This window comes from Pseudarthrobacter sp. PvP090 (assembly GCF_040547365.1).
Classification (GTDB): Bacteria; Actinomycetota; Actinomycetes; order Actinomycetales; family Micrococcaceae; genus Arthrobacter.
The window spans coordinates 14,776-28,915 of the sequence record NZ_JBEPPO010000018.1; the positions used below are offsets into that span (position 1 = coordinate 14,776).

Annotated in this window: 12 protein-coding genes; 7 read left to right on the top strand and 5 right to left on the bottom strand. The window is 69.6% G+C overall.

Annotation, left to right across the window (positions count from 1 at the left end; translation table 11 throughout):
- The first annotated feature begins 53 nt into the window (after positions 1 to 53).
- Positions 54 to 746 carry a hypothetical protein gene (locus ABIC21_RS18150; protein WP_354351775.1) on the top strand — a complete coding sequence of 231 codons (693 nt, stop codon included), beginning with the start codon at positions 54 to 56 and terminating at the stop codon, positions 744 to 746.
- Positions 747 to 777: 31 nt separating this feature from the next.
- Here the strand turns inward: ABIC21_RS18150 and ABIC21_RS18155 are convergent, their stop codons facing one another.
- Positions 778 to 1,317, bottom strand: coding sequence for a flavodoxin domain-containing protein (locus tag ABIC21_RS18155; protein WP_354351776.1), 540 nt, complete (start codon positions 1,315 to 1,317; stop codon positions 778 to 780).
- 183 nt (positions 1,318 to 1,500) lie between these two features.
- Between ABIC21_RS18155 and ABIC21_RS18160 the strand changes: the two genes are divergently transcribed.
- Entirely contained in the window at positions 1,501 to 2,958 is a 1,458-nt protein-coding gene (locus tag ABIC21_RS18160) for a benzaldehyde dehydrogenase (protein ID WP_354351777.1), read from the top strand.
- Positions 2,959 to 2,984: 26 nt separating this feature from the next.
- Here the strand turns inward: ABIC21_RS18160 and ABIC21_RS18165 are convergent, their stop codons facing one another.
- Together ABIC21_RS18165 and ABIC21_RS18170 are read right to left on the bottom strand one after the other, a co-directional pair.
- Positions 2,985 to 3,710 (bottom strand): hypothetical protein, encoded by a 726-nt coding sequence (locus ABIC21_RS18165; protein WP_354351778.1) that lies wholly within the window; start codon positions 3,708 to 3,710, stop codon positions 2,985 to 2,987.
- A 32-nt stretch (positions 3,711 to 3,742) separates the two neighbouring features.
- Positions 3,743 to 5,158 carry an NAD(P)H-quinone dehydrogenase gene (locus tag ABIC21_RS18170; protein WP_354351779.1) on the bottom strand — a complete coding sequence of 472 codons (1,416 nt, stop codon included), beginning with the start codon at positions 5,156 to 5,158 and terminating at the stop codon, positions 3,743 to 3,745.
- Positions 5,159 to 5,302: 144 nt separating this feature from the next.
- On the opposite strand from ABIC21_RS18170, the gene ABIC21_RS18175 reads away from it, so the two are divergent.
- Positions 5,303 to 6,121, top strand: coding sequence for a purine-nucleoside phosphorylase (locus tag ABIC21_RS18175; RefSeq protein ID WP_354351780.1), 819 nt, complete (start codon positions 5,303 to 5,305; stop codon positions 6,119 to 6,121).
- 4 nt (positions 6,122 to 6,125) lie between these two features.
- Here ABIC21_RS18175 and ABIC21_RS18180 read toward each other — a convergent pair whose 3' ends face one another.
- Positions 6,126 to 6,608 carry an RrF2 family transcriptional regulator gene (locus tag ABIC21_RS18180; RefSeq protein ID WP_354351781.1) on the bottom strand — a complete coding sequence of 161 codons (483 nt, stop codon included), beginning with the start codon at positions 6,606 to 6,608 and terminating at the stop codon, positions 6,126 to 6,128.
- 131 nt (positions 6,609 to 6,739) lie between these two features.
- Here ABIC21_RS18180 and ABIC21_RS18185 point away from each other — a divergent pair, with 131 nt between their 5' ends.
- The gene (locus ABIC21_RS18185; RefSeq protein WP_354351782.1) at positions 6,740 to 8,500 is read left to right on the top strand and encodes a phospho-sugar mutase; all 1,761 of its coding nucleotides are present in this window, start codon (positions 6,740 to 6,742) and stop codon (positions 8,498 to 8,500) included.
- A 15-nt stretch (positions 8,501 to 8,515) separates the two neighbouring features.
- On the opposite strand, the gene nirD is transcribed toward ABIC21_RS18185, so the two are convergent.
- Positions 8,516 to 8,893: a nitrite reductase small subunit NirD gene (gene nirD, locus ABIC21_RS18190; protein ID WP_354351783.1), complete on the bottom strand. Its 378-nt coding sequence runs from the start codon at positions 8,891 to 8,893 to the stop codon at positions 8,516 to 8,518.
- Between the two features lie 269 nt (positions 8,894 to 9,162).
- Between nirD and nirB the strand changes: the two genes are divergently transcribed.
- The 3 genes from nirB (at position 9,163) to ABIC21_RS18205 (ending at position 14,131) form a co-directional block, all read left to right on the top strand.
- Positions 9,163 to 11,877, top strand: a complete 2,715-nt coding sequence (gene nirB, locus ABIC21_RS18195) for a nitrite reductase large subunit NirB (protein ID WP_354351784.1) — start codon at positions 9,163 to 9,165, stop codon at positions 11,875 to 11,877.
- A gap of 2 nt (positions 11,878 to 11,879) precedes the next feature.
- Positions 11,880 to 12,914, top strand: a complete 1,035-nt coding sequence (gene cobA, locus ABIC21_RS18200) for a uroporphyrinogen-III C-methyltransferase (protein ID WP_354351785.1) — start codon at positions 11,880 to 11,882, stop codon at positions 12,912 to 12,914.
- Between the two features lie 98 nt (positions 12,915 to 13,012).
- Positions 13,013 to 14,131 (top strand): uroporphyrinogen-III synthase, encoded by a 1,119-nt coding sequence (locus ABIC21_RS18205; protein ID WP_354351814.1) that lies wholly within the window; start codon positions 13,013 to 13,015, stop codon positions 14,129 to 14,131.
- Positions 14,132 to 14,140 lie beyond the last annotated feature (9 nt).

A 14,140-nucleotide genomic window follows, 5' to 3' on the forward strand; every position in this document is an offset into this window, starting at 1 on the left:
CCTCCGCGTAACAGGAATCGGGCGGGGAACGGATGGCGGGTAGCATCGGGGCCATGAGCGCCGACGACGACGACATCACCGAAGAACTCCTGGCCGACGCCGGGAGGCTGACCGGGCTGAGCCTCGAGCTCCTGGGCCTAGACCCGCATCCGGATGACATGACGCCGGAGCAGCGGCTCCTGTTCGACCCGGAGGACCTGGACGAGATGGCCGCCGTCCCGGCGGAAGAGCGCCGGGACGCCGTGCGCCAGACCCGCCTGCTGGCAGGGCTGCTGTGGAACTCGTCGAGCATCCTGATCGACCAGCTCTTCCGCGACCTGGGCACCCTCAGCAAACTCGAGACCGTCACCCCGTCCGGCATCGCCGGCACCTCAGTCTTGTCCTCCCTGCCGCCGCAGTTCGCCGCCGGCTACGACACGACGTTCACCCAGAAGTTCATCGTCGTCGCCGCCGACGTCACGGCGTCCCTGGCCCGCGGCTGGACGGCCCCCGGATGCCTCGCCGCCGAACTCGCCGTCCGGTGCCTGCTCGACCAGGCTGAAATCACCGAGGACATCTACGAACTCGACCTCCCGGAGGAGTGGCGGGCCCAGGTTGAGGAAGTCCTGCTGGAGGACGCGGACAGCGAGGCGCTGTTCTCGGACAGCCTCGATGTCCTCGAGGACGACGCCGACAGGCTGGGCTTCGAGCACTGGTTCAAGCCCTTTGCACCCGGCGACACGGTCCCGCCGTACGCCTGCTCCTGAGCCCTGGGTCTCATCGAAAGGCTGCCCGCTCCTAACGCGGCCGGGCAGCCAGCCCGGCCAGGAAGTCCTCGGTGAACCGCTGCACGCCGTCCCACTCCGTGTAGACGTAATCGCGGGTGGTGTCGGTGTCCGGAGACCCCTTGTCCGAGGCGATCTTCTTCATGATGTGCTTTTTGATGAAGCCGTAGTGGGTGTAGAGCAGGGCGCCGGCGAACAACCCGACGTGTGCGGGCCGCCAGCCGGTCTCCTCCTCGAACTTCTCCACGTAGCCCTCCGCGTTCTCCTCGTCCCCATGGGCCGCCAAGCTGACCGAAACCAGGGCTGACGGCAGGCGCTCGAGCTCTCCGCGGTTCTTCTTCACGAAGTCCGTGACGTGCCCCTCGTGTTTGCCCATATGCACCGACGCCGCCACAATGACGGCGTCGTAGCCGCCCGGCAACGTGTCCCCGGAGCGTTGGAGGTCCGCCGCCTCTGCCCGGTGCCCGTGGGCGCGGATCAGCTCGGCGATGTACTCCGCGATCTGGGCTGTCTGCCCTTCAACGGTTCCATAGGGGACATAGATGTTGGCCATGCTCCACAGTGGCCCCGCATCGCGGTGAAGAGGTAGGGCCGAACGTCACCGTCACCCCGAAAAGCGCATTGCGCCCTTGACGGCTGCGGCCTCGCGGCATGTGATGTACGAAGGCCCCGGTCCGGTGCGCAGCCGGCCGGCCGGTGCGGTACGACGTTTTTCTTCCCACGAAAGGAACCGGACATGTCCCTGCTCGATGCCTCCCTCTGGGAGGGCAAGATCTACCTCAACGGCTGGCGGCCCGGCGCCGGCGGCACGGCAGACGCCGTCGAGCCTGCCACCGGCGCGACGCTGGGCCACTATGGTGTGGCCTCCGTCGACGATGTCCGCGAAGCCGCCACTACGGCGGCGGCCGCCCAAAGGGAGTGGGCGAAACTCAACCCCGAGGACCGCGCAGCCGTGCTGCGCCGCGCCGGGCTGCTCTGGGAGGAACACGCTGCCGAGATTAAGGACTGGATCGTCCGCGAGTCCGGCGGCATTCCGCCCAAGGCCGGACTGGAGATTCACATCGCCGCCAACGAATGCTACGACGCCTCGGCGCTGCCCTCCCTCCCGGCCGGGGATGTGCTGACCTCGAACGAAAACCGCTGGTCCTTCGCGCGCCGGCGTCCGGTCGGCGTCGTGTCCGTGATTGCGCCGTTCAACTTCCCGCTGATCCTCTCCATCCGCGCCGTGGCCCCCGCGCTGGCCCTTGGCAACGCCGTGCTGCTCAAGCCCGACCCCCGCACGGCGGTCTGCGGCGGCGTCACGCTGGTGCGGATCTTCGAGGAGGCCGGGCTGCCGCCCGGGCTCCTGGCGCTGCTGCCCGGCGGGGCCGGGATCGGCGCCGCCGTCGTCGAGGCCCCGGAGGTCAGCGTCATCGCCTTCACCGGTTCGACGGCGGCCGGCCGGAAGATCGGCGAGACGGCCGGGCGGCTGCTCAAGCGAGCGCACCTGGAACTCGGCGGCAACAATGCACTGATCGTCCTGCCGGGCGCGGACCTGCCCAAGGCCGCCTCCGCGGCGGCGTTCGGGTCGTTCATGCACCAGGGCCAGATCTGCATGGCCGCCGGGCGCCACATTGTCCATGAGGACATCTACGACGACTACGTCAGCGCCCTCGCGGAGAAGGCCGACCATCTTCCCGTCGGGGATCCGGCGAGCGGGACCGTGGCCCTGGGCCCGCTCATCGACGAGAAGCAGCTGCACCGGGTCGACTCGATCATCCAGGACGCGGTGCAGGGCGGGGCCCGGCTGGCCGCCGGCGGCACGCACGACGGCAGGTTCTACCGGCCGACAGTCCTCGCCGACCTGGACGTCGCCAGCCCGGCGTGGAAGGACGAGATCTTCGGACCCGTGGCCCCGGTGATGAAGTTCTCCACCGTGGAGGAAGCCGTGGCCCTGGCCAACGGCAACGAATACGGGCTCTCGATCGGCATCCTGGGCGACGTGGGCATGGCGATGACCATCGCGGACCAGCTGGACTCCGGCAAGGTCCACATCAACGAGCAGACAGTGTCCGACGAGGCGAACTCACCGTTCGGCGGGATGAAGAGCTCGGGCAACGGCTCCCGGATCGGCGGACACCACGCCAACATGGAGTCTTTCACCGAACTCCAGTGGCTCACGGTCCGGCCGGACATCGCGCCGTACCCGTTCTAAGTCCCGTGCCCTGGCCCTGCCGCGGTTCAGTGCCCCGCGGCGAGGTGCGTGGCGGGGTCGAAGGGCTCGAACACTGACGAGCCGATCATGAAGATGCCGCGCTGCGGGATCCAGAAGTCCCCGAGCCTGTCCTGGACGGGGAGCGCCGAGGCCTGTCCCAGGCTGTGCCCGTGCAGGTGCGCTGTGCTCTTGCGGACAAACCACATCCGCCGCGGGCGCGCACCGAAGGTCTGGCCGTTGGGCACCCTGCCCGTCAGTCCGATGTGCCCGGCCCCCAGCACCGGGCCGGCGACGGCCCCCATGGCGCGCAGGAACGTCCGGTTGCGCCACAGCCGTTCCGGGACCGATCCTGCCACGGCCGACATGAGCCTGGTGACCGGCGTTGCGGCCAGCGTCACGTCCCAGCTCAGGTCCACGCCGTCTCCGGCCTCCACGCTGAAGGAGAAGTCGTCCTGCCACAGGATGGAGATCCCGCCCGTCGACGCCGATCCGAGGGCGCTGCCGAAGTAGCGGGGACAGGAGGACCCGGGGGCGGTGGTGCTGTGCATCGTCCAGACGCCGGCAGGGTCGCGGATCCAGACCGAGTTGTAGCCCGGACCCACGGAGGAGGCGGGAAAATGCCGCAGGGCCAGGATGTGGCCGGAGCTGAACGGCACGCCCATCACGCCGTAGCCGGCAAACCGTTCTTCCGGGCCGGAAGGCAGCGCGGGGTTGTGTTCCACGGACTCAACCAGGGTGCGGGGACTCTGCATGGCGCCGGCCTCCGTTGTGCTGTCTGTGTTTGCTACATGTGGACGTGCAGGCGCCGGGCCGCTTCGGAGATCGAACCGCTCAGCGAGGGGTACACCGTGAAGGTGCTGGCGACGTCGTCGACGTGCAGCTTCTGGGTGACCGCGAGGGAGATCGCGAAGATCAGTTCGGACGCGTTCGGACCCACCACCACACCGCCGATCACGGTGCCGGAGCCCTTGCGGGCGAAGATCTTGATGAAGCCGTCCTTGTGGTTGCGCATCTTGGCGCGGGCGTTGCTCTTGAGTGAGAGCTTCACGACGTCGGCCTGGTACTTGCCGGACTCGATCTCCGCCTCGGAGACGCCCACGTTCGCGATCTCGGGCGAGGTGAAGATGTTGGACGCCACCTGGTGCAGCTTGAGCGGGGTCACGCTGTCGCCCAGGAAGTGCGCGATCGCGATCCTGCCCTGCATGGCGGCCACGGACGCGAGGGCCAGCACACCGGTGCAGTCGCCGGCGGCGTAGATGTTCGGCGCGGTGGTGCGGGAGACGCCGTCGACCTTGATGTGGCCGCTCTCGGTGAGCGCCACGCCGGCTTCCTCGAGGCCGATCCCGGCCGTGTTCGGGATGGAGCCGACGGCGACGAGGCAGTGGCTGCCGGTGACCTTGGAGCCGTCGCCGAGGGTGACGATGACGCCGTCCCCCGTGCGTTCCACGGTCTCGGCACGGGCACGGGACAGCACCTTGACGCCGCGGCGTTCGAAGACGCCCTCGAGGACCTCGGCGGCGTCGGTGTCCGAGCCGGGCAGCACGCGGTCGCGGCTGGAAATCAGGGTGACCTTGGACCCGAGGCCGTTGTAGGCGGAGGCGAACTCGGCGCCGGTCACACCGGAACCGACGACGATCAGGTCCTCGGGGAGTTCGTCCATGTTGTAGATCTGCGCCCAGTTGAGGATCCGGACGCCGTCCGGGCGGGCGGTGGGCAGCTCGCGCGGGTGCGCACCGACGGCCAGCAGGACCGCGTCCGCCTCGATGATTTCCGTGCCGTCGGCGGTGAGGACCTCAATGGTGTGGCTGTCCAGCAACCGCCCGGAGCCGAGCAGGATCCGGACATCCTGGTTCTCGAGGCCCTTCTGGATGTCCGAGGACTGCTGCCGGGCCAGCCGCAGCAGGCGGTCGTTGATGTGCTTGAGGTCCGCGCGCATCGTCGGGGTGCAGTCGCCGCCGTCGAGGTCGAACTTGACGCCGAGCTCGCCGGCCTCACCGACGCGGGTCATCAGGTCCGCCGTCGCGATCAGGGTCTTGGAGGGCACGACGTCGGTCAGCACCGCGGAGCCGCCGAGCCCCGCCCGTTCGATGATGGTGACCTTCGCGCCCAGGGAGGCGGCGACCATGGCAGCTTCGTAGCCGCCGGGCCCCCCGCCCAGGATTGCGATGCGGGGTGAGCTGAAATCGGGATGCGTAGTCACAATCAGCCATTGTCCACCATCCGGACCGGCACCACCAAGAATCCGGGCCTGCATCACACCACGCAGAATGCAGAACCAGAATGCAGAACCAGAATGCAGGACCGCCTGCTGGGCAGCGCGCCGCCGGCAGGATAACTTGTACCGGTGAGTACAACGGAATTCCTGACCACGGACCCCCTCGACGCCGCCCGCGCCGCCGCCGACTACATTGCCGAAGAGACAGGCGTGGACGCGCACGACGTCGCCCTGGTGCTCGGCTCGGGCTGGGGCGACGCCGCCGAACTGATCGGCGAGACCACCGCCACCCTCTCCGCGGACGAGGTCCCCGGCTTCTCCTCCCCCTCGGTGGTGGGCCACGTCGGCACCATCCGGTCCGTGCTGACCAAGGAGGGCAAGCGTGCCCTGGTCCTGGGCGCCCGCACGCACTACTACGAGGGGAAAGGCGTCCGCGCCGTCGTCCACGGGGTCCGCACCGCGGCCGCGGCCGGTTGCAAGACCCTCGTCCTGACCAACGGGTGCGGCGGGCTCAACGAGGACTGGACGCCCGGCACCCCGGTGCTGATCAGCGACCACATCAACCTCACCGCGACGTCCCCGCTCGAAGGCGCCACCTTCGTGGACCTCACCGACCTCTACTCAGCACGGATCCGCGGCCTGGCCCGCGAAGTGGATCCCACCCTGGACGAGGGCATCTACGCCCAGTTCACCGGCCCGCACTACGAAACCCCGGCGGAGGTGCAGTACGCCAAGCGGATCGGCGCGGACCTGGTGGGCATGTCCACCGCGCTCGAGGCGATCGCCGGCCGCCACGCGGGCATGGAGGTCTTCGGCATTTCGCTCGTGACCAACCTCGCCGCCGGCATCAGCCCGGTGCCGCTGAGCCATGAAGAAGTCCTCGAAGCCGGCCAGGCCGCGGGCCCGCGCATCTCCAAACTGCTGGCGGAGATCATCGCGAAGCTCTAAGGTTTCATCCCCCCGGGGCCAGGTAGCGCACGGCTTTTACCTTGTCCTGCGGGAACCGCCGTTCCATCGAGTCGGCGATCCCGGCGATGGTCTGCCGCGCCAGCGCCTGCCGCCAGGCGAGCTCGGCCTGGCGCATGGTCTGGGAGATCAGGCAGCTCCGGACGTAGTTATGCTCCGTGTCGGCGTCCGGGACGTTGGCGAGGATGCCCTCACAGCGGAATACCGGGTCGGGGCCTTCCAGGGCCAGGACGATATCCAGGACCGTAACGTTCTCCGGCCGGCGCGCGAGGTGGAAACCGCCGCGCGGGCCGGAGACGGAACCGAGGATCCCGGCGCGGACCAGCGCCTGGAGCTGCTTGTTCAGATAGGCCGCCGGGAGCTTGTAGTACTCCGCCAGCCGGGCGCTGTTGACTGCCTCGCCGGCAGGTGTCCACGCCATGTTCACGCAGCTGTGCACGGCCCACTCCACCCCACGGCCCATCTTCATATTCCAGACGCTACGTGTCCGGAAAATTGGCTGTCAAGGGCTGCGCGCCAGGACGCCTGTGATCGATCTGTCAGGCGGACTCTCGCTTGTCGGGGGAGGCATCCGGGGCGAATGCCGCTAGTTTGGTTCCTATGACGTCTTCTGATGCCGAACTCACCCGACTGCTGAGCGACGCCCGGAGCTGGGCCGCCCAGGATCCGGATCCCGCTACCGCTGCCACCCTGACCGAACTTGTCCGGCTGGCGGATGACGGCGCCGCAGCGGCCCGCCAGGAGCTCGCCGACAGTTTCAGCGGCACCTTGCAGTTCGGCACGGCGGGCCTGCGGGCAGCACTCGGCCCCGGCCCGAACCGGATGAACCGCGTCGTGGTGCGCCGCGCCGCCGCGGGATTCACTGCCTTCCTGGCGGGCGCCGTCGCCCAGGCCGCCCCCGGCACCAGGCCGCGCGCCGTTGTCGGCTTCGACGCCCGGCACAATTCGGACATCTTCGCGGAAGAAACCGCGGCGATCCTCACCGCCGCCGGCGTCGAGACCTTCCTGATGCCGTCCCCGCTGCCCACCCCGCTGCTCGCCTATGCGGTGCGGGCCCTGGAGTGCGACGGCGGTGTGATGGTCACCGCCAGCCACAACCCGCCGCAGGACAACGGTTACAAGGTGTACCTGGGCCGCCACGCGGTCGAGGAGAGCGGGCGCGGCGCGCAGATCGTGGCGCCGTACGATGCCCTGATCGCGGCGGAAATCGACGCCGTCGGCGAGCTCGCCGGCGTCGCCCTGGCCACGGAGGGCTGGACCGTGCTGGATCCGTCCGTCGCCGCCGACTACGAGGCCGCCGTCGCCGCGCTGGCCAAGCCGGAGCACTTCCCGGCCCGCGACCTCAGGATCGTCCTGACCCCGATGCATGGTGTGGGCGGGGAGACTGCCGTCGCGGTGCTGCACGAGGCCGGTTTTGCCGACGTCACCCTGGTGAGCGAGCAGGCCGACCCCGACCCCGACTTCCCCACCGTGAACTTCCCCAACCCCGAGGAGCCCGGCGCCCTGGACCTGGCCCTCGAAACCGCGGCCCGGGTGGATGCGGACATCGTGATCGCCAACGACCCCGACGCGGACCGCGCGGCGGTGGCCGCGAAGGATCCTGACACCGGCGCCTGGCGGATGCTGCGCGGTGACGAGGTCGGCGCCCTGCTCGGCGCGCACATCGTAGCGCGGCTGGCGGCCGCCGGCGGCAGCGGCAGCGGCAGCGGCGAAACCACACCAGGAGTGTTCGCGAATTCGATCGTGTCCTCGCGGCTGCTCGCCCGGATCGCCGCCGCGGCGGGCTACGCCCACGAGGAAACCCTCACCGGCTTCAAGTGGATTGCCCGTGTTCCCGGGCTGCTGTACGGCTACGAGGAGGCGCTGGGTTACTGCGTCGCGCCCTCGCTGGTCCGGGACAAGGACGGGATTTCCGCGGCGGTGCTGATCGCGGAGCTCGCGGCGGCGGCGAAGGCCGACGGCAAGACCATCTTCGATACGCTCGATGAGCTGTATCTGGTGCACGGGCTGCATGCCAGCGACCAGCTCAGCATCCGGGTCGCGGACCTGGGCCTCCTGGACGCCATGATGAACCGGCTGCGTGTCAGCCCGCCGGAATCCTTCGGCGGCTCCGCCGTCGAAACCGTCACGGACCTCGCCGAGGGCAGCGCCCAGCTGCCGCCGACCGACGGCCTGCTGTACCTGACGAGGGATCTCAGCCGCATCATCATCCGCCCCAGCGGGACCGAGCCCAAGCTCAAGTGCTACCTGGAGGTCATCCGCAGCGTCGGTTCCGCCGCCGAACTGCCGGAGGCTCGGAATGAGGCACGCGCGGCCCTCGACGCCGTCCTGGCGGACGTCCGCGAGGCGCTGGGGCTTTAGCGCCCGGGTCAGCCGCTACAGCTCGACCTCAATGTACCCGCCCACAATCCGGGTACCGAAGGTCGGGAGCCGCAGTTCCGGCGTGCCCAGGCACTCCCCCGTGCGGAGGTCATAGACCTCCTTGTGCAGCGGCGAGGCGACGGTCGGGCACGAGCCGCGGGACCCGGTGATGCCGCGGGCCATCACGTACGCGCCGGTGGCCGGATCCTCCTGGCCGACGGCGTAAACCTCACCGGACACGGTGCGGAACAACGCCACCTGGCGCCCCGCGATCAAAGCGGCCTCGCCCCAGGCCGGCTCCAGGTCCTCCACGGCGCACACACGGTGCCAGCCCGTCCCATAGCTGGGGTGTTCGACAAAGCTTTGTGCTGCGCTCTCAAGTACGGCAGTCATTCCGGCCCCTCTCTCATACATCTCTCCCGGGCTCAGCCGCTCCTGCGGCCACATACCCAAGCTAGGTCCCGGGTGTTTCGACTGAATGCAGTGAATGTGTCCGGCGGGTAAAAGAGACCTCACCCAGCCGGAAACGTGCCCGTGATGCAGAAGTTAAGATCACGAAACATAAGGGAAACTGAAGCGAAACTGCGCTTGCCTAGTCTGGATGGACACCTCGATTGAGAAGGCCGCAATGCACCGACTGCGGCCCATGCGAAAGGCCCACCGTGACCGGACAGACTTCAAGCCCCCAGAACCAGGGCGCAGAGCGCGCCATAGCACCGCGCCGCGTGGTGGTTGCCGGCGGCGGCCCTGCCGCCCACCGCTTCGCCGACGCCATGCACGCCCGGGGCCTCGAAGGCTGGGACGTCACCGTCCTCACCGAGGAAGCACACCTCCCCTACGACCGCGTCGCGCTGAGCAAGGCCCTCACCGACGCCGACGTCGACCTCACCCTGGGCAGCGCCGCGATGTGGGACCACGAGGCGCTGACCCTGCAGACCGGCGAGCGCGTGACCTGCATCGACACCGCGGGCAAGACCGTGACCACGGCGGCCGGCACCGTGTACCCCTATGACGAGCTGGTCGTCGCCACCGGTTCCGACGCCGCCCGCCTGCCGATCCCGGGATCCGAACTCACCCACGTGTACCGCACGCTGGAAGACGTCTGGGCCATCAACAAGGCCATCGCTGACCTGACGGAGAAGCTGGGCCGCAAGGTCACCGCCGTCACCATCGGCGGCGGCCTGCTGGGCCTGGAGTCCGCGGCCGGCACCGAGCAGCTCGGCGCCACGCCGATCGTCATCAACGGCTCACCGTGGCTGATGAACACCCAGCTGGACCAGGGCGCCGGGCAGGCCCTGGGCCGCCTGATCGAAGCCAAGGGATTCACCGTCCACGGCGGCGTGTTCCCCTCCGAGGTCCTGTCCGACGGCGATGGCCAGGTCACCGGCGTGCTGATGGCCGACGGCCGCATCATCGACGCCGACCTCGTGATCGTCGCGATCGGCGTCAAACCCCGTGACGAGCTGTTCCGCGCCGCCAACGGTCCCGAGACGGAGGGCACCGCACCCCTGTTCGACCTCGGCCCGCGCGGCGGCGTCGTCATCTCCGACGGCTGCGAAACGCAGGTCCCCGGCATCTGGGCGATCGGCGAGGTCGCCAACTTCGGCGGCATGTGCCTGGGCCTCGTGGCCCCCGCCAACACCATGGCGGAGATCGTCGCGGACCGGCTGCACGGCGGCGACGCGACCTTCCCGGGATTCGACACCGCCACCAAGCTCAAGCTCTCCGGCGTCGACGTCGCCAGCTTCGGCGACGCCTTCGCCAGGACCGAGCACGCACTGGAAATCGTCTACGCCGACCCGGCCCGCGGTGTGTACCAGAAGATCGTCACCACGGACGATGCCAAGACCCTGCTGGGCGGCATCTTCGTCGGGGACGCCACCCCGTACACGTCCCTGCGCCCCATGCTGGGCCGCGAACTGGCCGCCGAACCCGGCGCCTACCTCACCGCGGCCGGCGGGGGCGACGCCGGGGACGAAGCCCTGGAGATCCAACTCCCGGACGACGCCATCCTGTGCTCCTGCAACAACGTCTCCGCCGGCACCATCCGCGACACCGTCAACGGCTGCGGGGCCTGCGACGGCAACGCCCCCGTCCAGGAGCTCGGCGAGCTCAAGGGCTGCACCCGCGCCGGGACCAGCTGCGGTTCCTGTGTGCCGATGCTCAAGAAGCTGCTCGAAACCGAACTGACCAAGTCCGGCGTCGAGGTGTCCAAGGCCCTGTGCGAGCACATCGAGCTGTCCCGCCAGGAACTCTTCGAGACCATCCGGGTCCTGGAGCTGACCTCCTTCGAGCAGGTTATGGCCAAGTACGGTACCGGCGACGGCTGCGACATCTGCAAGCCGACCATCGCCAACATCCTGGCCAGCCAGAACAGCGCCTACGTCCTGGACGCCGGCCGCGGCACCCTGCAGGACACCAACGACCGTGCCCTCGCCAACATGCAGAAGGACGGCACCTACTCGGTGGTGCCACGCATCGCCGGCGGCGAGATCACGCCGAAGAAGCTCGGCGTCATCGCCGCCGTGGCCGAGAAGTACAACCTCTACACCAAGATCACCGGCGGCCAGCGGATCGACATGTTCGGCGCCCGGCTGGAGCAGCTCCCGGAAATCTGGAAGGAACTGGTCGACGCCGGGTTCGAGTCCGGCCAGGCCTACGGCAAGAGCCTGCGTACGGTGAAGTCCTGCGTCGGTTCCACCTGGTGCCGCTTCGGGGTCCAGGACTCGGTGGCCATGGCCATCCAGCTGGAATTGCGCTATCGCGGCCTCCGCAGCCCGCACAAGCTCAAGATGGGTGTCTCCGGCTGCGCCCGGGAATGCGCCGAGGCCCGCGGCAAGGACGTCGGCGTCATCGCCACAGCGGACGGCTGGAACCTCTACGTCGGCGGCAACGGCGGTGCCACCCCGGCGCATGCCCAGCTGCTGGCCAAGGACCTCGACGACGAAACGCTGCTGAAGTACATCGACCGCTACTTCATGTACTACATCCGCACTGCCGACCGCCTGCAGCGCACGGCGCGGTGGCAGGAGGAGCTCGACGGCGGCATCAAGCACGTCGAGGACGTGGTGGTGCACGACACCCTGGGCATCGCCGAGGACCTCGAGGCCGCCATGGCCAAGCACGTCGACACCTACGTGGACGAATGGGCCGACACCCTGAAGGATCCCGAGCGCCTGCGCCGCTTCCGTTCCTTCGTCAACGCCCCGGACCAGAAGGACGATTCCATCACCTTCGTCCCCGACGAACGCGGCCAGATGCGCCCCGCCACGGCGGAGGAGAAGGCACTGGCCAGCCAGCAACCTGTAGTGATCGCCTCCAGCATTCCGGTCCGGCCCTCCGACACCGCCGCCCCCGCCCAGGAAAGTACGGTCTAACCATGCAGCTCAGCATCGATCTCAGCGGACGCGAAGTCCTTGTCACCGGCTCGGACACCGCCGCACGCCAGGCCGTCCGCCGCTACCGGGCGGCCGGCGCCGTCGTCTCCCGGCTGAGCAGCCCGGGCGGTGCCCGCCATGACGGCCCCCTGCCGGAGCGTCCCTTCCTGGTCGCCGCGGTCGACGACGGCCAGCCCGGCTGGGACGCGCTGCTGGACCGCTGCCGCGAAACCGGCATCCCGGTGGCGGTGGAGCCTGCCGCCGGCCCCGCCGGCCAAGTCACCCTGGTCGGCGGCGGGCCCGGAACCACCGAACTGCTGACCGTCGCCGCGGTCAAGGCCCTGCGGGACGCCGACGTCGTCTTCTACGACCGGCTGGCCCCGTACCAGGAACTGCCCGCACTAAGCACGGCCGAGCTGGTGGATGTGGGCAAGCGCCCCGGCCACCACCCCGTCAGCCAGTCCGGCATCGAGGACCTCATGGTGGAAGCTGCCCTGGCCGGGAAGAACGTGGTGCGGCTCAAGGGCGGCGACCCGTACGTGTTCGGCCGCGGCGGCGAGGAAGTGGCCTCCTGCGTGAAGGCCGGCGTGCCAGTCCGGGTGATCTCCGGCGTGACGAGTGCCATTTCGGTCCCGGCCGCGGCCGGAATCCCCGTCACGCACCGCGAGGTCAGCCACATGTTCACCGTCGTCTCGGGGCACGCCCCGCTGACCGAGAAGGAGCACATGCACCTGGCCGGACTCGGCGGGACCATCGTGGTCCTGATGGGCATCGGGACGCTGCACCAGCTCGCCGCCGGGCTGCGCCGGGCGGGGATGCGCGCGGACATGCCGATGGCCGTCGTCGAGCGCGGATACCGCCCCGGACAGCGGACCACCATCGCCGAACTGGGCACCATCACAACGGCGGCTGCGGAGTGCAGCAACCCCGCCGTGCTGGTGATCGGCGACGTCGTCCGCGTGGCCGAGGCCAACCGGGGATGCGCCGAAGCAGAAGCCGACCTGGACCGCCTCGCCGCGTCCCTGATGGGAGCGTGAGGGCCGTGAGTACGCTCAACGCCATCGCACCGGCCGGGCCGCCCGTCACCGGCGACGACCCGAGACCGGCGGCCACGTCGGCGACAGCACCGGAGACCATGCCGGCGGCTGCCGCGGAGACTGTGGAGCTGCCGCTGGAAGGCTTCCGGATCGGCGTGACCTCGCACCGCCGGTCCCAGGACCTGATCGAGGCCCTGGAGCGGCGCGGCGCAGAGGTGCTGCATGCGCCGGCGCTGAAGATCGCCCCCGTCCAGGAGGACGTGAACCTCATCGAGGACACCCGGGCCATCATCGCCGCCCGCCCCGAGCTGTGCATCGCCACCACCGCCTACGGCATGCGGCGCTGGTGCGAGGCCGCGGACACCTTCGGGATCGGCGAGCAGCTGCTGGAGACCCTCGGCACCACCCGGATGTTCGTCCGCGGGCCCAAGGCCCGCGGCGCCGTCCGCGCGGCCGGGCTGGCCGACGTCGGGATCAGCAGCGACGAAACCACCGCCACGCTGGTGGACATGCTCCTTGCCGAGGGCGTCCGCGGCAAGACCGTCGCGGTGCAGCTGCACGGCTACACCGATGTCCGCCAGCTCGAGCGCCTCCGGATGTCCGGCGCGACTGTCCTGACCGTGACCCCGTACCGCTGGGTCAAGCCCGACGGCGCGGACCGGCTGCCGCGGCTGATCGAGGCCGCGTGCAGCGGCAACCTGGACGTGCTGACCTTCACCAGTGCCCCCGCGGTGGATGCCATGTGGAGCACCGCGCACGAGATGGGCCTGTACAAGGAGCTCGTGGAGAGCCTGAAGACCACCGTGGCCACCGCCGTCGTCGGCCCGATCACGGCGCAGCCGCTCATCGATGCCGGGCTGCAGCCGCTGGTCCCGGACCGGTTCCGGATGGGCGCCCTGATCCGGCTCGTCGTCGAGCACCTTGCCCTCAACCACGTCCGCCGCCTGGACACCGTCTCGGGCCGCGTGGAACTCCGCGGCCGCTCGCTCCGGATCGACGGCGAGGCCGTGGAGCTCGCGCCCGCCCCGCTCCTGCTACTGCGGGCGCTGATGGGCGCCGGCGGCGCGGTGCTGTCCCGCGAGTCGCTGTCCGAACTGCTGGAACTGCGCGGCTCCGTCCATGCCCTGGACATGACGGTCAGCAGGCTGCGCTCCGCACTGCCGGACGGCCGGCTCGTGGAAACCGTGGTGAAGCGGGGCTACCGGATCCGGGTGTGACCCACGGCA